This window comes from Streptomyces bikiniensis (assembly GCF_000716625.1).
GTDB classification, from domain to species: Bacteria; Actinomycetota; Actinomycetes; order Streptomycetales; family Streptomycetaceae; genus Streptomyces; species Streptomyces bikiniensis.
In genome coordinates this window covers 92395-111951 of record NZ_JNXJ01000020.1, presented here as the reverse complement: position 1 = coordinate 111951, position 19557 = coordinate 92395, and the positions used below count along the sequence as shown (strand labels likewise).

Below are 19557 nucleotides of genomic sequence, written 5' to 3'. Positions count from 1 at the left end.
GATGGTACTGCAGGGGGGACCCTGTGGGAGAGTAGGACACCGCCGAACAATCATTGTGGGAAAGCCCCGCACCTCCTGGTGCGGGGCTTTTCTGCGTTCACCCGCCTTTTCAGACCGGTGCGACCGGTCAGAGGCGGCCAGCCGCCTTCAAGGCGAGGTACGCGTCCGCCAGTGCCGGAGCCAGATTGTCAGGAGTCGCGTCGACGACCGTGACGCCGTGGCGTCGGAGCTGGTCCGAGGTCCGGGCGCGCTGAGACTGCGTCTGGGTGGCCGCGGCGGCCTCGTACATGCCCTCCAGCGTGCCGCGGTTCGCAGCCATGCGGGCGATGTGCGGATCGGCCACCGAAGCCACCAGGAGCGTGTGGCGCTGGGTGAGCTGCGGCAGGACAGGCAGGAGGCCTTCCTCGATCGGGGCGGCGTCCAGGCTCGTCAGGAGGACGATCAGGGAGCGGCGGGGAGCACGGGAGAGCGCGGTCGCGGTCAGACCGCGGGTGTCGGTCTCCACGAGCTCAGGTTCGAGCGGGGCGAGGGCGTCGACGACGGCGGGCAGCACGTCGCCCGCGGAACGGCCCTGGACCTGGGCGCGGAGGCGGCGGTCGTAGGCCAGGAGGTCCACCCGGTCGCCGGCGCGGGAAGCGAGCGCGGTCAGGAGGAGGGCCGCGTCCATGGAGGCGTCCAGGCGCGGGACGTCGCCGACGCGGCCGGCCGAGGTGCGGCCGGTGTCCAGGACGATCAGGACGTGACGGTCGCGCTCGGGACGCCAGGTGCGGACGGCGACCGCGGTCTGCCGGGCCGTGGCGCGCCAGTCGATCGAGCGGGTGTCGTCACCGGGCACGTACTCGCGGAGGCTGTCGAACTCGGTGCCCTCGCCGCGGGTCAGCACGCTGGTGCGGCCGTCGAGCTCGCGGAGCCGGGCCAGACGGGACGGCAGGTGCTTGCGGCTGGTGAACGGGGGCAGCACACGGACGGTCCAGGGGACCTCGTGATTGCCCTGGCGGGCCGCGAGGCCGAGGGGGCCGTACGAGCGGACCGTGATCCGTTCGGCGCGGCGGTCGCCCCGGCGGGTCGGGCGCAGGGTCGTGGTGAGGTGGCGGCGCTCGCCGGCGGGGATGGTGAGCCGTTGGCGCGAGGCGGACTGCTCGGTGCCCGGCAGCCAGCTGCTGGGCGGCCAGGCATCCCTGAGCTGGGCGCGGAGACGGCGGCGGGACGGGTTGGTGACCGTGAGGCGGACGTCCGCCGCGTCACCGAGTCGAACGGATGTGTCACCGCTTCGGGTGAATTGGAGCGTTCGCACTGGCGCGGCCAGGGCGTAGTCGCACAGTATTGCGAGTGAGAGGGGCGCGTTCACCGCGAGCATCCCCGTCCAGCTGGGGGCGAGGATGCCGACGGGGAGCGATCCGAGGGCCGCGAGCAGCGCGGTTCGTCCGGTGAGGGCCATGGGGCGCCGTTCTCAGCGGGGGACGGGGACGTGGGCGAGGATCGAGTGGATGACGGAGTCGGGGGTGACTCCCTCCATCTCGGCCTCGGGCCGCAGGTGGATGCGATGACGCAGGGTGGGAAGAGCGAGGGCCTTCACATCGTCCGGGGTGACGTAGTCCCGGCCGGTGAGCCAGGCCCAGGCGCGGGCGGTGGAGAGCAGGGCGGTGGCGCCTCGGGGAGAGACCCCGAGCGTGAGTGAGGGGGATTCACGCGTGGCACGGCAGATATCGACGACATAGCCGGCGATCTCGGCGGAGACCGAGACCTCGGCGACGGCGGCCCGGGCGGCTTCGAGCTCGGTGGGGCCCGCGACGGGGCGGACGCCGGCGGCCTTCAGGTCGCGGGGGTCGAAGCCCTCGGCGTGGCGGGTGAGGACCTGGACCTCGTCCGCACGTGAGGGCAGAGGGACCGTCAGCTTCACCAGGAACCGGTCCAGTTGGGCCTCGGGAAGGGGGTATGTGCCCTCGTACTCGACGGGGTTCTGGGTCGCCGCGACCAGGAACGGCTCGGGCAGCGGGCGCGGGGTGCCGTCGACCGTGACCTGGCGTTCCTCCATGGCCTCCAGGAGGGACGACTGGGTCTTCGGGGGCGTCCGGTTGATCTCGTCGGCGAGCAGCAGGTTGGTGAAGACCGGGCCCGGCTGGAAGGAGAACTCGGCGGTGCGGGCGTCGTAGACCAGGGAGCCGGTGACGTCGCTCGGCATCAGGTCGGGGGTGAACTGGACGCGCTTGGTGTCGAGTTCGAGTGCGGCGGCGAGCGCGCGGACCAGCAGGGTCTTGGCGACTCCCGGGACGCCCTCCAGGAGGACGTGCCCCCGGCAGAGCAGGGCGACGACGAGACCGGTGACGGCGGGGTCCTGGCCGACCACGGCCTTCGCGATCTCGGTGCGCAGGGCCTCCAGGGAGGCGCGGGCGCCGGCCGAGTTCGTAGCGGTCTCGGGGGTCGGGGCGCTCATGAGGTGCGTACCTCTCTTTCGAGGGCGTCGAGTTGGTCCGCCAGGCGGATGAGGGTGGAGTCGTCGGCGGGGGCCGGGCCGAAGAGAAGGTCCTTGGGGTCCGCGGTGGTCCCGGCGAGACGGGCGGAGAGCGCGGGAAGGAGGAGTTCGGGGGAGTGGGCGTTCCGGGCGGGGACGCCCAGGAGCGGGGCGAGCCGGGTGCGGGTCGCGGTGCGCAGGACGGAGGCGGCGCGGTCGCGGGCGTTCGCCTTGCGGTAGAGGCGGGCGCGGCCCTCGGTGGTCTCGGAGGCGCGGAGGGCGACGGGAAGCCGCTCGGTCACCAGGGGGCCGAGGCGCCGGGCGCGCCAGACGGCGGCGAGCAGGGCCGCGAGCGCGAGTTGGAGCGCGCCCCACAGCCAGCCGGAGGGGATGAGCGCGAGGAAGTTTCCGGTGGTGTCGTCTTCGGGCGCGTCGGCGGAGGCGTCGTACAGGGAGGGGAGGTACCAGACGAGATGGGGCCGGGAGCCGAGGAGTTGCAGGGCGAGGGAGGCGTTGCCCTGCTGGTCGAGACGGGCGTTGTGGAGGATGTCGGGCGAGCCGAGGAGGACCGTGTCGGTGGTGCCGGTGCCGGGGAGGCGGACCAGGGTCGGCAGTCCGCCGGAGGGGTAGCAGGAGTCGGCGGTGGTGCCGGGGGCGACCTCGTAGCGTTCGCCGCCCAGGTCGGCGCTGCCGGCGCGGGTGGCGGCGGGCAGGGTGCAGGCGGGTTCGAGGTTCGTGACGGCGGCGTCGGGGGCGCTGGTGATCCCCGGGGCCAGGATGCCGAGGGAGGGGGAGCCCGCGCCGAGGAGGACCGTGCGGCCGGCGGAGTTCTCCATGGTGGAGCGGAGCGTGGACTGCTGAGCGTCGGTCAGCAGGTCCGGGGCGGCGACCAGGAGGGTGGTCCCGGGGTTCGAGGCCGCCGCGGCCTCGTCGAGGGTGGTGGCGAGGGTGAGCGTGACGCCCCGCTCCTTGAGGAGTTCGGCGACGGCCCGGCTGCCGTGGGGGTCGGCGGAGCGGGGGTCGAGGGCGCCGCGGGGATCCGCGGACTGGACCGTCGCGAGGACGAGGCCGCCGATCAGGATCAGGGCGACGACGAGGGCCGCTCCGCGGGCCCGGGTCCAGATCTGGCGGGCGGAGAGGGCGGTGGAGGTGGTGCCGGGCGGGGTGGCGCCGGAGGGGGGTGCGGCGGTCGGCGCGCTGTCGGGGGTCGGGGGGCCGGGGATCGCGCCGCTCATGTGGGCGTCCCCGGGGAAACGGTGTCGAGGGTGGGGCGGGTCCGCTCCAGGGCGGTGTCCAGCTCCTCGATCCGGCGGTACGCCGGCTCGTCGGCGGTGCGGCCGCCGTATGTGACGTCGTCGAAGGCGCGGGCCGCGAGGCGCAGGTCGTCCGCGTGGGAGGGGAGGGAGCGGCCCGCCTCGGCGGCCGCCTCGTCGGCGGTGCGGCCGGGGCGGGGGTCGAGCAGGGCGCGCTCTTCGAGGGAGCGGACGACGGCCCGCATCCGTTCCTGGACGGCTTCGTTCCAGCGTCCGGCGGAGGCGTGGCGGGCGGCGGCCGCCCGGTGGTCGCGGGCGGAGCGGGGGCCGTCCGCGAAAAGGGAGTCGCCCGCGGTGGCGGGTGTCCTGCGGGGGGTGCCGAGGTGCCACCAGAGGGCGGCGACGAGCGCGGCCACCACCAGGACGATGACCACGAGGCCGAGCGGCCCGCCCGGGGTGGCGCCGGACGCGGAGCCGAAGAGGTCGTCGAGCCACTCCCAGAGGCGGCTCAGGCCGCGCTGGAGGAGGCTCGGGTCGTTCTCGTGGTACATCGGATCGGACAGCTCCCGCTCTGCCGCCTCGCGGGCGGGGACGCGGGAGATGTCCACCGGTACGTCGCCGTCGGCGCGCAGGCGCGCCGTTGCCGTGACCGTTCCCCCCGTGACCGTCACGCCATCAGCCCCCGACGGCCCGGGTGCCGGGCGCGGGACCGGGGTCGGGCCGGCCCGCGGCCCGGATCAGTTCGAGGTCCAGGGCCTCCCGGCGGATGCGCTGGTCCACGTAGAGGAGGACCGTCACTCCGGCGGAGATCGGGTAGGTGATCGCGCTGGTGATCACACCGCCGATGCCCGTGACGATGAGGAAGGGCCAGCCGGCGGCGTCGGGAGAGCCGGAGAGCAGTCCGGAGAGGGCCTCGCCGTCGACCATCAGGCCGATGACGGCGAACGGGATCGCAATGATCATCGCGAACACGAAGACCAGCAGCTGCGTGAGCAGGGTGATGCCGAAGATCCGCCACCACGAGCCCTGCACCAGCTTCGCCGAGCGCTTCAGGGACTGGACCACGTTCCCGCGCTCCAGTATCAGGGCGGGGGAGGAGAGGCTGAAGCGGACCATCAGCCAGATGTCCAGGACGAGGGCGCCGAGACCGCCGAGGAAGACCAGGGCCGCACCCGCGACGCCGCCGATCAGGAGCCCGGGGAGCAGGCCGACCGTCATGATGGCGGCGCCCAGCACCGCGAGCAGCAGGGTCAGGCCGAGCAGTCGGAGCAGGTGCGGGCGGGCCTCCCGCCAGGCGGCTCCCAGTGTGATCGGGCGGCCGAGGGCCGCCTTGCCGACCACGACGGCCAGCAGGGCGCTGCTGATCAGGAGCGCCGCCAGGGAGACGAGCATGCTCGGGCCGAAGCCGGCCAGGGAGGCCTGGATCGAATCGACGAGCTGCTTCAGCGCTTCGGAGGGGGTGGCGTCCGGGTCGACCTGCGGGGCCGGCGGGACGAGATAGCGCTGGACCAGGGTCTGGGTGACCTGGGTGAGCACCGCGAGCACGGCCATGACGGGCAGTACCGTGCGCCAGTAGGTACGAAGGGTCTTCACCGAGCTGTCGAGGATCTCGCCCATGCTCAGCGGGCGCAGCGGGATCACGCCCGGTTTCGCGGCCGGCGGCCTGCCCCACTGCGCGGGGGAGGACGGGGCGCCCCAGTTGCGGCCGGGACCGGGGGGCGGGGTCTGGCCGGTGGGCGGGGACCACCGGCCGGCGGGCGGCTGGTCCTTGGACCACTGGGAGGTGGAACCGTTCACGTCGGCCGGACCGGCGGGCCGGGGAACGCCGGAGCCGTTCTGGTCGCCGGAAGGGGCGGATCCGGGCGAGGTCCGGCCCGGAGTGTCGTTCACGGTCGTCCACCTCGTGGGAATGGTCGCGGTGCCGGATCGGCGAACCGGCTCGGTCACGGCGGCCGACACCTGAACACGGCGGCGGGCCGGGTGCCATCGTGCCACGTGGGGCCCGCCCGTGGGCGGGAGCGGTCTCGTCGTTCGTAGCTTCGTCCGGACCTTCATTGTGCGGGCGGCAGACGGCACACTGTGCGGATGCCCGATCCGGCCGCGCGAACCGTGCGGCGGCGGGCCGAGCGGGTCGTTCTCCACAAGATCACGACCCTGGCAGGGGGAGGCGCTGTGGGACAGGTCACGGCAGGTAACGATTGGCTAATGGGATGATGTCGATATGAAGGGACGCGTTCTTGTCGTCGACGACGACACCGCACTGGCCGAGATGCTCGGCATCGTGCTGCGGGGTGAAGGGTTCGAGCCGTCGTTCGTCGCGGACGGTGACAAGGCGCTTGCCGCTTTCAGGGAGGCGAAGCCCGACCTGGTGCTGCTCGACCTGATGCTGCCCGGCAGGGACGGCATCGAGGTGTGCCGGCTCATCCGGGCCGAGTCGGGGGTGCCGATCGTCATGCTCACGGCCAAGAGCGACACGGTCGACGTGGTCGTGGGCCTGGAGTCCGGTGCCGACGACTACATCGTGAAGCCGTTCAAGCCGAAGGAGCTCGTCGCCCGCATCCGGGCGCGGCTGCGGAGGTCCGAGGAGCCGGCTCCGGAGCAGCTCACCATCGGTGACCTGGTCATCGACGTGGCCGGGCACTCGGTGAAGCGGGACGGCCAGTCCATCGCCCTGACCCCGCTCGAGTTCGACCTCCTCGTCGCGCTCGCGCGCAAGCCGTGGCAGGTCTTCACCCGTGAGGTCCTCCTGGAGCAGGTGTGGGGCTACCGGCACGCGGCCGACACCCGGTTGGTGAACGTGCACGTCCAGCGGCTGCGCTCGAAGGTCGAGAAGGACCCCGAGCGCCCGGAGATCGTGGTGACCGTCCGTGGCGTCGGTTACAAGGCGGGACCGAGCTGACATGAGTACGGGCAGTGCTGCTCCGAAGCCCGGGGACCCGGGAAGCCGTACGGGGCGGGCTGCCGGACCGGGGCGGGGGGGCTCGCGTTCCGGCCGTCCGCCGCGTGGCGGGCGGCTCCTCCAGGACGGTTCGCGGGGAGGGCGGGTCTTCCGGCTCTTCGCGCGCTGGGTGCGTCGGCCCCTGCTGCCCGCCGTGCGCCTGTGGCGGCGCAACATCCAGCTGAGGATCGTCGCGGGCACCCTGCTGATGTCCCTCGGGGTCGTGCTGCTGCTCGGCATCGTCGTCATCGGGCAGGTCCGCAACGGTCTGCTCGACGCCAAGGAGAAGGCCGCCCAGAGCCAGGCCGCCGGCGGGTTCTCCGCCGCCCAGGACCGGGCGGCGACCACCCCCGCGACGCCCGGGCAGCCGGACGGCGGGCGGGACGGCGCCTCCGTGAACTGGCGCTCCACGCTGGTCGAGCAGCTCGCCAGCGGCGGGCAGAGCGCCTTCAACGTGGTCGCGCTCTCCCTCGACACCGGTGACACCGCGAGCCGTGGCGTCCGCGCCTCCGGCGAGGTCGACCCGGCGACGAGCATCCCCCGCGAACTGCGGCACTCGGTGGCGCAGAGCACCGAGACCCTCCAGAAGTTCACGCGGATCCACTACACCAGCAGCAAGGCGTCCGAGCCCGGCCTGGTGATCGGCAAGCGCCTGAACGACGCCGAGGGCACCCAGTACGAGCTGTACTACCTCTTCCCGCTGTCGCAGGAGGAGGACTCCCTCGCCCTGGTCAAGGGCACCCTGGCGACCGCCGGGCTCTTCGTCGTGGTGCTGCTCGGGGCGATCGCCTGGCTCATGGTGCGCCAGGTCGTCACGCCCGTGCGGATGGCCGCCGGGATCGCCGAGCGGCTCTCGGCCGGGCGCCTCCAGGAACGGATGAAGGTCACCGGCGAGGACGACATCGCACGGCTCGGCGAGGCCTTCAACAAGATGGCCCAGAACCTGCAGCTCAAGATCCAGCAGCTGGAGGAGCTGTCGCGGATGCAGCGGCGGTTCGTCTCGGACGTCTCGCACGAGCTGCGCACCCCGCTGACCACCGTCCGGATGGCGGCCGACGTCATCCACGAGGCCCGCGTCGACTTCGACCCCGTCACCGCCCGCTCCGCCGAGCTCCTCGGCGACCAGCTCGACCGCTTCGAGTCGCTGCTCTCCGACCTCCTGGAGATCAGCCGCTTCGACGCGGGCGCGGCCGCCCTGGAGGCCGAGCCGATAGACCTGCGGCAGGTCGTGCGCCGGGTCATAGGCGGCGCCGAGCCCCTCGCCGAGCGCAAGAACACCCGGATCGTGGTCGTCGGGGACCAGCAGCCCGTGGTGGCCGAGGCGGACGCCCGCCGCGTCGAGCGGGTGCTGCGCAACCTCGTCGTCAACGCCGTCGAGCACGGCGAGGGCCGGGACGTGGTGGTGAAGCTGGCCGCCGCCGGCGGGGCCGTCGCCGTCGCCGTCCGCGACTACGGTGTCGGCCTGAAGCCCGGCGAGGCGACCCGGGTCTTCAACCGCTTCTGGCGCGCCGACCCGGCCCGCGCCCGTACGACCGGCGGCACCGGTCTCGGCCTGTCGATCGCCGTCGAGGACGCCCGGCTGCACGGCGGCTGGCTCCAGGCCTGGGGCGAGCCCGGTGGCGGTTCGCAGTTCCGGCTCACCCTGCCGCGTACGGCGGACGAGCCGCTGCGGGGCTCCCCGATACCTCTGGAGCCCGAGGACTCGCGCCGCAACCGCGAGCAGGCGGCCGCCGGGCAGGCCCGGGAGGGCGCCCGCCGGACGGCGGTGCCGGCGCAGTCCGCCGGGGACCGGCAGCCGCTCCCCGTGCCGCCCGGGCTGCCCGGGGCGCCCCGGGCGACCGTCGACCCGACGGCGCTGCCCGGCAGCGGCGCCCGGGTGGTGGCGCGGACGGCCGCGGACACCGACGGCCGCGCGCCGGATACGGCGGCGGCCGGCCGCGACGGGGGCGGGAACGTGAACGTGAACGTGGAGCAGGAGGGCGGGACACGTGGGCGCTGACTCCCGAGCGGAGCACGCGGGGCGGGGACGGATCGCACGCTCGGCGATGCTGGCCGCGTGCGGCGCGCTCCTGGCGGGCGGCTGCGCCTCGATGCCCGACAGCGGGGAAGTCCAGACGGTGAAGGGCTCCAACACGGGCGACTCGCAGGTGAGGGTCTACGCCGTGGCCCCCCGCGACAACGCGGACCCTGACGAGATCGTCGACGGCTTCCTGGAGGCCATGACCAGTGACGACCCCGAGTTCGCCACCGCCCGCAAGTACCTGACGAAGAGGGCCGCGGCCACCTGGAGGCCGGAGCAGAGCATCACCGTGCTCGCCACCGCGCCCAACCGCAAGCAGGCCGACCGCAACGCCGACCCCGACAAGGAAGGCCGGATCTACCCGCTCGCCGGCCGCAAGATCGCGACCGTGGACGCCCGCCACGCGTACCAGCCGATCAGCCCCGCCGACTACCTGTGGTCGATCCAGGTCGTGCAGCAGCCCACGGCGGGCGGCAAGGGCAAGGAGTGGCGCATCGACAGCCTCCCGCCCGGCCTGGTCCTCGGCGAGGCCGACTTCCTCCGCAACTACCGGTCGGTCAACAAGTACTACTTCGCCTCCGGGGAGAACTGGGTCGTCGCCGACCCCGTCTACATCCGGCAGCGGCAGGACCCGGTCACCCGGATGGACCCGGTGACCCAGACCGTCAAGGCGCTGCTCGACGGTCCGACGAACTGGCTCAAGCAGGCCGTCGACTCCAGCTTCCCCTCCCGCACGCGCCTGAAGGAGGGCGTCACCACCCTGGCGACGGACGACCAGTCCACGCTGAAGGTGCCGCTCGAGTTCCCGGGGGACCGGGTCGACGGGACGGCGTGCCGGCGGATGGCGGCGCAGCTGCTGTTCACGCTGCGCGACCTGCCGTCCGTGCGCGTCGAGCAGGTGGAGCTCCTGAACGGGTCGCAGCCGCAGTGCCGGCTCGGCAGGGGGCAGACGGCCGAGTTCGCAGCGGTCCAGGAGGCCGACCTCGACGAGAAGCCGTACTTCGTCGACAAGCAGGGCAAGTTGAAGAAGCTGGTGCTCGCGGGCAAGGAGACGGCCGCGCCGGTCGAGGTGCCCGGCCCGTTCGGCAAGGGCTCGCCGGCGGAGCTCGGCTCGATCGCCGTCGACCGGGGGGAGACCCGGGCGGCCGGGGTCGACAAGTCCGGCCAGCGGCTGTTCGTCTCCTCGATCACCACGGAGGAGGAGGGCTCGCGGCAGCCCGTCCTGTCCAGCCGGGGCCCCCGGCCCGAGGACCGTCTCTCCGCGCCCAGCTGGGGCGGCCGGGGCGACCTGTGGGTCGCCGACCGGAACCCCGCCGAGCGCCGGCTGTGGATGGTGCCGGACGGCACCGGGGAGCCCGTCGAGGTCCGCACGCCGTGGCTGGAGGACGACCGGATCGAGTCGCTGCGGGTCTCCGCCGACGGCGTCCGGATCGCCCTGGTGGTCGAGCGGGGCGAGCGCACCACCCTCCAGATCGGCCGGATCGAGCGGCGGACGGAGGGCGGGGAGACCACCGTCTCGGTGGTGGACCTCCAGCCCGCCGCCCCCCGGATGGAGTCGGTCACGGCCGTCTCCTGGGCCGGGCCCAGCCGGCTCGTCGTGGTCGGCAAGGAGGCGGGGGGCGTGCAGCAGGTCCGCTACCTCCAGACGGACGGCTCGACCTCCGCGACCTCGGTGCTGCCGGGTCTGAACGGGGTGACCTCGGTGTCCGCGCCGCACACGGAGTCGCTGGACACGCCCATGGTGGCCGACTCCGAGGAAGGCATCGTCCGGCTGCCGCCGGGGACGAACTGGCAGCCGGTGGTGAAGGACGGGGACTCGCCGGTCTACCCTGGGTAGAGCACCCCTCCTCGAAGCCGTCCGCGCCCGCCCGCGCGGGGCGCACCTGACGTACTCCGGGGCGGGGGCGGTGGGCGGCGCGGGGTTTTCCACAGGGGTGGCCGGGGAGCGCGGGAAGGCGCACAGTGGAGCCATGCGGGGGTGGTGGCGCGAGATCGCCGGGCTGGTGCTGCCGGTCGCCTGCGGAGGCTGCGGCAGACCGCGGACCGAGCTGTGCCCGGAGTGCGCGGCGGCGCTGACCGGGACGGGGCCGCGCCGGGTGCGTCCGGCGCCCGAGCCCGCCGGGCTGCCCGCGGTCCACGCGGCCGCGCCCTACGCCGGTGTCGTACGGGAGGTGCTCCTCGCCCACAAGGAGCGCGGGGTCCTCGCGCTCGCCGGGCCCCTGGGCGAAGCCCTGGCCGGGGCCGTGGAGACCGCCGCCGGGGCCGTGGCGGGCGCCGGGGAAGGGCCGCTGCTCCTCGTACCGGTGCCGTCCTCGCGGCGCTCCGTGCGGGCGCGCGGGCACGATCCGACGCGCCGGATCGCCCTGGCCGCGGCCGCCCGGCTGCGGGGGGCGGGGCGGGACACGCGGGTGGTGCCCGTGCTGCGGCAGCGGCGGTACGTGGCGGACCAGGCCGGGCTCGGCGCGCGCGGGCGGCTCGCGAACCTCTCCGGGGCCCTGGAGGTCGTGCCGGGCGGCGCGCGGCTCCTGGCGGCGTGTGCGGGAGGGGCTGCGGAGACGGGAGGCCCGGCGGGGACGGTGGTGCTCGTGGACGACCTGATGACCACCGGCGCCTCGCTGGCGGAGGCGGGCCGCGCCCTCGGAGCCGTACACCTTTCGTTCATTCCTGAAATACCGCACGGTTTAGCGGCCGCTTCCGCGCAGCACGGATTCGAACAGCGGGTTGCGGCTGTGGTCGCATCCTCTCCCGCTTCGTTCGAAATAAACCGGAACTCTCCAAGATCTTGGATCGTTGCAGGTGGTGAGAGGTGAAAACGCCCGAACGGAGGTATGTCGCGGCAGCGGGTGCCGACACCCGTCCGAAGGGGCTATGTTCGGTTGTGAGGAATGGCGAAAGCCGTTTCCTCGACGAATACATGGTTGCGCCTCTGGACAGGAGTTCAGGGCGAATTAACCTCCTGGCGAAGGGGTGGGGATCTTCCCGACCGGGGAGGAGGAGGTGAAAGTCGCCGAGTCCGAGCTCCGGTAATCCATCCGGAGTCTGGTGCAAAGGGAGATGCCCGGCGGCCGAGGAGCCGATCCGGGCGATCCGGGAACGGAGTTCTGCGTGGACATCGTCGTCAAGGGCCGCAAGACCGAGGTGCCCGAGCGGTTCCGCAAGCACGTGGCCGAGAAGCTGAAGCTGGAGAAGATCCAGAAGCTCGACGGCAAGGTGATCAGCCTCGACGTCGAGGTGTCCAAGGAACACAACCCGCGGCAGGCCGACCGGTCCGACCGCGTGGAGATCACCCTTCACTCCCGCGGCCCGGTGATCCGGGCGGAGGCTGCGGCAGGCGACCCGTACGCAGCGCTCGACCTCGCCAGCGACAAGCTCGAGGCGCGACTGCGCAAGCAGCACGACAAGCGGTACACCCGCCGTGGCAACGGCCGTCTGTCGGCCGCCGAGGTCGGGGACGTCGTGCCCGGCGTCGCCCAGTTCGACGGGGACGGCCGGCTCGTCGCCGACGAGACCGACGAGGTGCCCACCAAGATGGTGGGCTCGATCGAAGTCCAGGGCGACGGCCCGCTGGTGGTCCGCGAGAAGACCCACAAGGCCGCACCGATGACGCTCGACCAGGCGCTCTACGAGATGGAGCTGGTCGGGCACGACTTCTATCTCTTCGTCGACTCCGACACGAAGCAGCCGAGCGTCGTCTACCGACGACACGCGTACGACTACGGCGTCATCCACCTGGAGAGCGACCCGCTCGCCGAGAGCGACCCGCTCGCCGACGGCGGCGCCGGCGGTGCGCTCGGCGGCTGACCGCCGTCCCGCACCATTCACACCTCACGGTGCCCCTGGAGCGCATGGCGCGTCCCCAGGGGCACCCCCGTGCGCCCAGGGATCGACCCGCATCCGCCGGGGCATGAAATCATGGCGTGCACGCCAACCGGTGCTTTCCGAGCACGGGTTGGGGACCGGAAACGAATTCAGGCCACGGCCTTCAGGGGGAGGAACGATGGCGGACAGCTTCGGGCCGGTGCTCAGCGGGCAGGAGCACGGTGAGGCGGTCCCGGAGGGATCGGATTCGGACAGCGGTGCGTTCCGCAAGGAACCGATCCGGGTCCTCGTCGTGGACGACCACGCCCTCTTCCGGCGCGGACTGGAGATCGTTCTCCTCCACGAGGAGGGCATTCAGGTGGTCGGTGAGGCCAGTGACGGGGCCGAGGCCGTCGAGAAGGCGGCCGATCTGCTGCCGGACATCGTCCTGATGGACGTGCGGATGCCCCGGCGCGGCGGCATCGAGGCGTGCACCAGCATCAAGGAGGTGGCCCCCAGTGCGAAGATCATCATGCTGACGATCAGCGACGAGGAGGCCGATCTCTACGAGGCGATCAAGGCGGGGGCCACCGGCTACCTCCTCAAGGAGATCTCCACCGACGAGGTCGCGACGGCGATCCGCGCGGTCGCGGACGGGCAGTCGCAGATCAGCCCCTCCATGGCGTCCAAGCTCCTCACCGAGTTCAAGTCGATGATCCAGCGGACCGACGAGCGCAGGCTCGTGCCCGCGCCCCGGCTGACCGACCGCGAGCTGGAGGTCCTCAAGCTCGTCGCGACCGGGATGAACAACCGGGACATCGCCAAGGAGCTGTTCATCTCCGAGAACACGGTGAAGAACCACGTCCGGAACATCCTGGAGAAGCTCCAGCTGCACTCCCGGATGGAGGCGGTGGTGTACGCGATGAGGGAGAAGATCCTGGAGATCCGCTGAGGGTCCGGTACGAGGACATCCCTGCCGGGGGTCCGGGGGCCGCCCCCGGGGGATGCAGTGCGATGAGGGAGAAGGTCCTGGAGACCCGCTGAGGCTCCGGTACGGGGGCGTTCAGCCCAGTTCCCGCACCAGCTCCGGGGCCAGGGCCGGGAGGTTCACGCGGTCCGGGAGGACCGTCACCGTGTCGCAGCCGACCCACTCGGCCGCCTCGCGCAGGGCACGGGCCACCGCCGGGACCGCCTTGGGGCCGTCCAAGGTGATCTGGCGGGCCACCAGCGTGCGGCCCTCGCGCGCCGGGTCCACCCGGCCGACCAGCCGGCCCCCCGCGAGGACCGGCATCGCGAAGTAGCCGTGGACCCGCTTCTGCTTCGGCACGTACGCCTCCAGGCGGTGCGTGAAGCCGAAGATCCGCTCCGTGCGGGCCCGCTCCCAGATCAGCGAGTCGAACGGTGAGAGCAGCGTCGTGCGGTGCCGGCCGCGCGGCTCGGTCGCCAGGGCCGCCGGGTCCGCCCAGGCGGGCTTCCCCCAGCCCGCCACCGTCACCGGCACGAGCCCCGAGGCCTCGACCGCCGCGTCGAACTGCTCGCCCTTGAGCCGGTGGTAGTCCGCGATGTCCGCGCGCGTGCCCACGCCGAGCGCCTCGCCCGCCTGCCGGACCAGGCGCCGCACGCACTCGGCGTCGTCCAGGTCGTCGTGGAGCAGCGCCTCGGGGATCGCCCGCTCGGCCAGGTCGTACACCCGCTTCCAGCCGCGCCGCTCGACGACCACCACCTCGCCGTACATCAGCGCCCGCTCCACGGCGATCTTGGAGTCGGACCAGTCCCACCACTCGCCCTTGTTCTTCGCGCCGCCCAGCTCGGTCGCCGTGCGCGGGCCCTCGTCCCGCAGCTGGGCGATCACCTTGTCGTACGCGCCGGGCGACAGCTCGTGGCCCCAGTGCGGGCGGCCGCGGTAGGCGCGCCGGCGGAAGGCGAAGAGCGGCCACTCCTCGACGGGCAGCACGCAGGCGGCGTGCGACCAGTACTCGAAGGCGTGCGTCCCCGTCCAGTACGCGTCCTCCACCGTCGTGCGGCCCACGGCGCCCAGGCGCGCGTACGGGATCAGCTCGTGCGAGCGGGCCAGGACCGAGATGGTGTCGAGCTGGACCTGGCCGAGGCTCCGCAGCACCCCGCGCACGCCGGCGCGGCGGTCGGGCGCGCCCAGGAACCCCTGGGCGCGCAGCGCGATCCTGCGGGCTTCGTCGGCGGACAGTTCGGCGGCGGGGCGCGGCACAGTCGTCATGGACCGCACCCTAGGCCCCGGCACTGACAGCCCGGTACCGACGGCCCGGCGCCGGCGCCCGGAGCGCGATCCCCTCAGGTCACCGGGTGCTCGCGCGCGGGCAGGTACGGCAGGGGGCTCGGCAGCCCGAAGTCGGAAGGGAGCAGGGCGCCGACCCAGCAGTCCCGGAGCGTGCCGTTGTTGGCCAGGCCGGCGCGCTCGACGCCCTCCACGACGAAGCCGACGCGCTCGGCCACCGCGCGCGAGCCGGTGTTGCCCACCTCGGCGCGCCACACCAGGCGGGTGCAGCCGAGGCCGGTGAAGGCCCAGTGGGCCAGGGCGCGGACGATCTCGGTCATGTGGCCGTGGCCGCGGTGGTCCGGAGCCAGCCAGTAGCCGACCTCCCAGACGCCCGGGCCGCGGTTCCTCAGGCCGGCCGAGGCGAGCAGCGGGCCCCCGGCCAGCGGCTCGGCGGCGAAGGTGTACTCGGTGTCCTCGCGCCAGCCGTCGGGCACCAGACGGTTCAGGAAGAAGTCGGCGTCCTGCCGGGTGTAGGGGTCGGGGACGGTGGTCCAGCGCCGGATGGCGGGATCCTGGCAGATCGCGTGCACGACGTCGGCGTCGCCGGGGACGGGGTTGCGCAGCCGCAGTCGGTCGGTGGTGAGGGTGATCGGCTCCATGCGGGGATTGTGGTGACCGGGCCGGGCCGAAGCGAACACTTTTCGGATGGGGCGGCACCTTCCGCCCACCTCGTGCGTTCTCCTTCCGGGCGGGCGTACGGCTCCGGCACTGCGGGCCTCCCTGTGCGAGGGCGGTCTCGCTTACGATGGCCGTTGCGGTGGGGACCACCTGCCGTGCCCCGCGCTCGTGTCCATGACAAGACCTAGTGCCAGGCCCGACCGGCAAGGAGACCAGCCTCAGTGTCCGTCTTCAACAAGCTCATGCGTGCAGGCGAAGGCAAGATCCTGCGCAAACTGCACCGCATCGCGGACCAGGTCAACTCCATCGAAGAGGACTTCGTCAACCTCTCCGACGCCGAGTTGCGGGCGCTCACCGACGAGTACAAGCAGCGGTACGCCGACGGTGAGAGCCTCGACGACCTGCTCCCCGAGGCCTTCGCGACGGTGCGCGAGGCCGCCAAGCGCGTCCTCGGTCAGCGCCACTACGACGTCCAGCTGATGGGCGGCGCCGCCCTCCACCTCGGCTACGTCGCCGAGATGAAGACCGGTGAGGGCAAGACCCTCGTCGGCACCCTCCCGGCGTACCTCAACGCGCTCTCCGGCAAGGGCGTGCACCTGATCACGGTCAACGACTACCTGGCCGAGCGCGACTCCGAGCTGATGGGCCGGGTCCACCGCTTCCTGGGCCTGACCGTCGGCTGCATCCTCGCCAACATGACGCCGGCCCAGCGCCGCGAGCAGTACAACTGCGACATCACGTACGGCACGAACAACGAGTTCGGCTTCGACTACCTCCGCGACAACATGGCGTGGTCCAAGGACGAGCTCGTCCAGCGCGGCCACAACTTCGCCTGTGTCGACGAGGTCGACTCCATCCTCGTCGACGAGGCCCGTACGCCGCTGATCATCTCCGGCCCCGCCGACCAGGCCACCAAGTGGTACGGCGACTTCGCCAAGCTGGTCACCCGCCTGACCAAGGGCGAGCCGGGCAACCCGCTCAAGGGCATCGAGGAGACCGGCGACTACGAGGTCGACGAGAAGAAGCGCACCGTCGCCATCCACGAGGCGGGCGTCGCCAAGGTCGAGGACTGGCTGGGCATCGACAACCTCTACGAGTCGGTGAACACCCCGCTCGTCGGCTACCTGAACAACGCCATCAAGGCGAAGGAGCTGTTCAAGAAGGACAAGGACTACGTCGTCATGGACGGCGAAGTCATGATCGTCGACGAGCACACCGGCCGCATCCTCGCCGGCCGCCGCTACAACGAGGGCATGCACCAGGCGATCGAGGCGAAGGAGGGGGTGCCGATCAAGGACGAGAACCAGACCCTCGCCACGATCACCCTCCAGAACTTCTTCCGCCTGTACGACAAGCTGTCCGGCATGACCGGTACGGCCATGACCGAGGCCGCCGAGTTCCACCAGATCTACAAGCTCGGCGTCGTCCCGATCCCGACGAACAAGCCGATGATCCGCAAGGACCAGTCGGACCTGATCTACCGGACCGAGGTCGCGAAGTTCGCCGCCGTCGTCGACGACATCGCGGAGAAGCACGAGAAGGGCCAGCCGATCCTGGTCGGCACGACCTCCGTCGAGAAGTCCGAGTACCTCTCGCAGCAGCTCTCCAAGCGCGGCATCCAGCACGAGGTCCTCAACGCCAAGCACCACGAGCGCGAGGCCAGCATCGTCGCCCAGGCCGGCCGCCGCGGCGCCGTCACCGTCGCCACGAACATGGCCGGCCGCGGTACGGACATCAAGCTCGGCGGCAACCCGGACGACCTCGCCGAGGCCGAGCTGCGCCAGGCGGGCCTGGACCCGGTCGAGCACGTCGAGGAGTGGGCCGCGGCCCTGCCCGGCGCCCTGGAGCGCGCCGAGAAGGCCGTGAAGGCGGAGTTCGAGGAGGTCAAGGAGCTCGGCGGCCTGTACGTCCTGGGCACCGAGCGCCACGAGTCCCGCCGCATCGACAACCAGCTCCGCGGCCGGTCCGGCCGTCAGGGCGACCCCGGCGAGTCCCGCTTCTACCTCTCCCTCGGCGACGACCTGATGCGCCTGTTCAAGGCGCAGATGGTCGAGCGCGTGATGGCCATGGCCAACGTGCCGGACGACGTGCCGATCGAGAACAAGATGGTCACCCGCGCCATCGCCTCCGCGCAGTCGCAGGTCGAGACCCAGAACTTCGAGACCCGCAAGAACGTCCTGAAGTACGACGAGGTCCTCAACCGGCAGCGCGAGGTCATCTACGGCGAGCGCCGCCGCGTCCTGGAGGGCGAGGACCTGCGCGAGCAGATCCAGCACTTCATGGACGACACGATCGACGACTACATCCGCCAGGAGACCGCCGAGGGCTTCGCGGAGGAGTGGGACCTCGACCGCCTGTGGAACGCGTTCAAGCAGCTCTACCCGGTGAAGGTCACCGTGGAGGACCTGGAGGACGCGGCCGGGGACCGGGCGGGGATCACCGCCGAGTTCATCGCCGAGTCCATCAAGGACGACATCCACGAGCAGTACGAGGCGCGCGAGAAGCAGCTCGGCTCCGAGATCATGCGCGAGCTGGAGCGGCGCGTGGTCCTGTCCGTCCTGGACCGCAAGTGGCGCGAGCACCTCTACGAGATGGACTACCTCCAGGAGGGCATCGGCCTGCGCGCCATGGCGCAGAAGGACCCGCTGGTCGAGTACCAGCGCGAGGGCTTCGACATGTTCACCGCCATGATGGAGGGCATCAAGGAGGAGTCCGTCGGCTACCTGTTCAACCTGGAGGTCCAGGTCGAGCAGCAGGTCGAGGAGGTCCCGGTGCAGGCGGCCGCCCCCTCGCTCGACAAGGGCGACGCGGTGCCGGCGGGCGCCGGGCGTCCGGAGATCCGCGCCAAGGGGCTCGACGCCCCGCAGCGGCCGGACCGGCTGCACTTCTCCGCGCCGACCGTGGACGGCGACGGCGGTGTCGTCGAGGGCGACTTCTCCTCCGGCGAGCCGGACTCCGGCGACGGGCTGACCCGTGCGGAGCGGCGCAAGGCGCAGAAGAACGCGGGCGGCGGGCGCCGCCGCAAGAAGTGACGCCCTGAGCTTCGGCGAGCTTCGGCGTACGAGGGGCCGTCCACCCGGTGGGGTGGGCGGCCCCTTCGCCGTACCCGCTCCGTTGTCGTGTGGGGTGGGCGGCCCCTTCGCCGTACCCGCTCCGTTGTCGTGTGGAGTGGGCGGCTTCTTCGCCGTACCCACCCCGCCGTCACGTGTGGCGGGCGGGGCTCTTCGCCGTACCCGTCCCGCCGTCACGTCGTGCCCAGGCCGTCGAGTTCCACGGCCGCGCAGCGCCAGCGTCGGTCGGCGCCGCGCTCCAGGCGGAACGCCATCGCCCGGACGCGGGCGCCGGTGGCGATGGTCGCGAAGGCCTCGACGGCGTCCTGGGCGGGGTGCGTCTGGACCGAGCAGCGGCGCAGGACCGGGCGGGGGCCGAGCGAGCGCAGGGGCGTCTCCGGGGCGAGCCGGACGAGCTGCTCGTACGCCTCCCCGAGGGTGTGGCCGAGCATCCAGTGCACCGGCCGCTCTCCGCTCAGGACGGCGAGCAGGCGCTCCGCGAAGACCGTGTGCGGCGGGAGGGCGCGGGGCGCGCCGCGCCCGGGCGTACGCGGGCGCGTGCCGGCGGAGCCGCGCGGCCGGGTCCCGGCGGGACCGCCGGGGGCGGTACGGGGACGTGGGGTGCGGGGGCGGCGGGTGACCCCACCGAGGGGCGGAACGGGGAGGGCGTTTGCCGGGGGAGCCGCCGTGGAGGCGGCCGGGGCCGGGGCCGTGGCTGCGGCGCGGCCGGTGGCGGGAGGGGCGGCCGGGGGCGCGGTAGCCGCGGCGGCCCGGGGCGCGGGGCCGGGGACGGCCGCCGGGAGCGCGGGGGAGGCGGTGGTCCGGACCGTGCCCGGGAAGGCGGGCGCGTCGGTCGGAGGTGCGGTCCGGGTCGTGGTCAGCGGCGTCGTGGTGGTCGTGGTGAGCGTGGTGGCCATGGTGATCCCCTGTCGTTCCGTAACCGGTCGGTACCGGTCGGTAACTTCCGTTGGGGATCTTGTACGGCGGGGGCTCCGGGCGCCGCAAGGGGCCGACCGCCCCGGAGCGGTCCGGAACGGGATCACCTATCCGGGTGACGCGGCCGGAAATCGGGTCTCCGGGGGTCCGGCGCACGGGCTCCGGGGTGGACGGGCGGCGACTTCGGGCCGCCGCCCCG

At 72.7% G+C, this 19557-nt stretch carries 15 protein-coding genes; 7 read left to right on the top strand and 8 right to left on the bottom strand.

The features are described from left to right. Positions 1-127: 127 nt before the first annotated feature. The 5 genes from OO47_RS17920 to OO47_RS17900 are packed head-to-tail and all read right to left on the bottom strand — an operon-like array spanning position 128 to position 5595. Positions 128-1438, bottom strand: coding sequence for a DUF58 domain-containing protein (locus OO47_RS17920; RefSeq protein ID WP_030209816.1), 1311 nt, complete (start codon positions 1436-1438; stop codon positions 128-130). A gap of 12 nt (positions 1439-1450) precedes the next feature. Beyond that, the gene (locus tag OO47_RS17915; RefSeq protein ID WP_030209820.1) at positions 1451-2434 is read right to left on the bottom strand and encodes an AAA family ATPase; all 984 of its coding nucleotides are present in this window, start codon (positions 2432-2434) and stop codon (positions 1451-1453) included. Then, the gene (locus OO47_RS17910) at positions 2431-3687 is read right to left on the bottom strand and encodes a DUF4350 domain-containing protein (RefSeq protein WP_033209455.1); all 1257 of its coding nucleotides are present in this window, start codon (positions 3685-3687) and stop codon (positions 2431-2433) included. Before OO47_RS17910 ends, OO47_RS17915 begins: the two co-directional genes overlap by 4 nt. Then, a complete protein-coding gene (locus tag OO47_RS17905) occupies positions 3684-4376 on the bottom strand; it encodes a DUF4129 domain-containing protein (protein ID WP_030209828.1) in 693 nt (230 codons plus the stop codon). The genes OO47_RS17910 and OO47_RS17905 overlap by 4 nt, the downstream gene beginning before the upstream one ends. Before the next feature lie 4 nt (positions 4377-4380). Beyond that, the gene (locus OO47_RS17900) at positions 4381-5595 is read right to left on the bottom strand and encodes a membrane protein (protein WP_030209831.1); all 1215 of its coding nucleotides are present in this window, start codon (positions 5593-5595) and stop codon (positions 4381-4383) included. A gap of 331 nt (positions 5596-5926) precedes the next feature. Here OO47_RS17900 and mtrA point away from each other — a divergent pair, with 331 nt between their 5' ends. From mtrA to OO47_RS17870, 6 genes are all read left to right on the top strand, one after another. Then, complete coding sequence (gene mtrA, locus OO47_RS17895; protein WP_010356958.1) at positions 5927-6604, top strand: two-component system response regulator MtrA; 678 nt, start codon at positions 5927-5929, stop codon at positions 6602-6604. Position 6605: 1 nt separating this feature from the next. After that, the gene (gene mtrB / locus OO47_RS17890) at positions 6606-8642 is read left to right on the top strand and encodes an MtrAB system histidine kinase MtrB (protein WP_078489715.1); all 2037 of its coding nucleotides are present in this window, start codon (positions 6606-6608) and stop codon (positions 8640-8642) included. A 46-nt stretch (positions 8643-8688) separates the two neighbouring features. Beyond that, complete coding sequence (locus tag OO47_RS17885; protein ID WP_033209451.1) at positions 8689-10500, top strand: LpqB family beta-propeller domain-containing protein; 1812 nt, start codon at positions 8689-8691, stop codon at positions 10498-10500. A 133-nt stretch (positions 10501-10633) separates the two neighbouring features. Then, positions 10634-11473 carry a phosphoribosyltransferase gene (locus OO47_RS17880; RefSeq protein WP_030209847.1) on the top strand — a complete coding sequence of 280 codons (840 nt, stop codon included), beginning with the start codon at positions 10634-10636 and terminating at the stop codon, positions 11471-11473. A gap of 295 nt (positions 11474-11768) precedes the next feature. After that, the gene (gene hpf / locus OO47_RS17875) at positions 11769-12464 is read left to right on the top strand and encodes a ribosome hibernation-promoting factor, HPF/YfiA family (protein ID WP_030209849.1); all 696 of its coding nucleotides are present in this window, start codon (positions 11769-11771) and stop codon (positions 12462-12464) included. A 196-nt stretch (positions 12465-12660) separates the two neighbouring features. Then, complete coding sequence (locus tag OO47_RS17870) at positions 12661-13413, top strand: response regulator (protein ID WP_030209851.1); 753 nt, start codon at positions 12661-12663, stop codon at positions 13411-13413. Positions 13414-13524: 111 nt separating this feature from the next. On the opposite strand, the gene OO47_RS17865 is transcribed toward OO47_RS17870, so the two are convergent. Further along, positions 13525-14694: a winged helix-turn-helix domain-containing protein gene (locus OO47_RS17865; RefSeq protein ID WP_030209859.1), complete on the bottom strand. Its 1170-nt coding sequence runs from the start codon at positions 14692-14694 to the stop codon at positions 13525-13527. A gap of 74 nt (positions 14695-14768) precedes the next feature. Then, on the bottom strand, positions 14769-15353 hold the full coding sequence (locus OO47_RS17860) for a GNAT family N-acetyltransferase (RefSeq protein ID WP_033209448.1): 585 nt from the start codon (positions 15351-15353) through the stop codon (positions 14769-14771). Between the two features lie 240 nt (positions 15354-15593). Here OO47_RS17860 and secA point away from each other — a divergent pair, with 240 nt between their 5' ends. Beyond that, complete coding sequence (secA, locus tag OO47_RS17855; RefSeq protein ID WP_030209866.1) at positions 15594-18404, top strand: preprotein translocase subunit SecA; 2811 nt, start codon at positions 15594-15596, stop codon at positions 18402-18404. Positions 18405-18616: 212 nt separating this feature from the next. Here the strand turns inward: secA and OO47_RS37855 are convergent, their stop codons facing one another. Continuing rightward, on the bottom strand, positions 18617-19339 hold the full coding sequence (locus OO47_RS37855) for an Rv3235 family protein (protein WP_234323220.1): 723 nt from the start codon (positions 19337-19339) through the stop codon (positions 18617-18619). Positions 19340-19557 lie beyond the last annotated feature (218 nt).

Bases quoted from the DNA above. Each gene is read 5' to 3' on its own strand.
- OO47_RS17920 (WP_030209816.1), bottom strand. From the start codon at position 1,438: ATGGCCCTCACCGGACGAACCGCGCTGCTCGCGGCCCTCGGATCGCTC.
- OO47_RS17915 (WP_030209820.1), bottom strand. From the start codon at position 2,434: ATGAGCGCCCCGACCCCCGAGACCGCTACGAACTCGGCCGGCGCCCGC.
- OO47_RS17910 (WP_033209455.1), bottom strand. From the start codon at position 3,687: ATGAGCGGCGCGATCCCCGGCCCCCCGACCCCCGACAGCGCGCCGACC.
- mtrA (WP_010356958.1), top strand. From the start codon at position 5,927: ATGAAGGGACGCGTTCTTGTCGTCGACGACGACACCGCACTGGCCGAG.
- mtrB (WP_078489715.1), top strand. From the start codon at position 6,606: ATGAGTACGGGCAGTGCTGCTCCGAAGCCCGGGGACCCGGGAAGCCGT.
- OO47_RS17885 (WP_033209451.1), top strand. From the start codon at position 8,689: ATGCTGGCCGCGTGCGGCGCGCTCCTGGCGGGCGGCTGCGCCTCGATG.
- OO47_RS17880 (WP_030209847.1), top strand. From the start codon at position 10,634: ATGCGGGGGTGGTGGCGCGAGATCGCCGGGCTGGTGCTGCCGGTCGCC.
- OO47_RS17870 (WP_030209851.1), top strand. From the start codon at position 12,661: ATGGCGGACAGCTTCGGGCCGGTGCTCAGCGGGCAGGAGCACGGTGAG.
- OO47_RS17865 (WP_030209859.1), bottom strand. From the start codon at position 14,694: ATGACGACTGTGCCGCGCCCCGCCGCCGAACTGTCCGCCGACGAAGCC.
- OO47_RS17860 (WP_033209448.1), bottom strand. From the start codon at position 15,353: ATGGAGCCGATCACCCTCACCACCGACCGACTGCGGCTGCGCAACCCC.
- OO47_RS37855 (WP_234323220.1), bottom strand. From the start codon at position 19,339: ATGGCCACCACGCTCACCACGACCACCACGACGCCGCTGACCACGACC.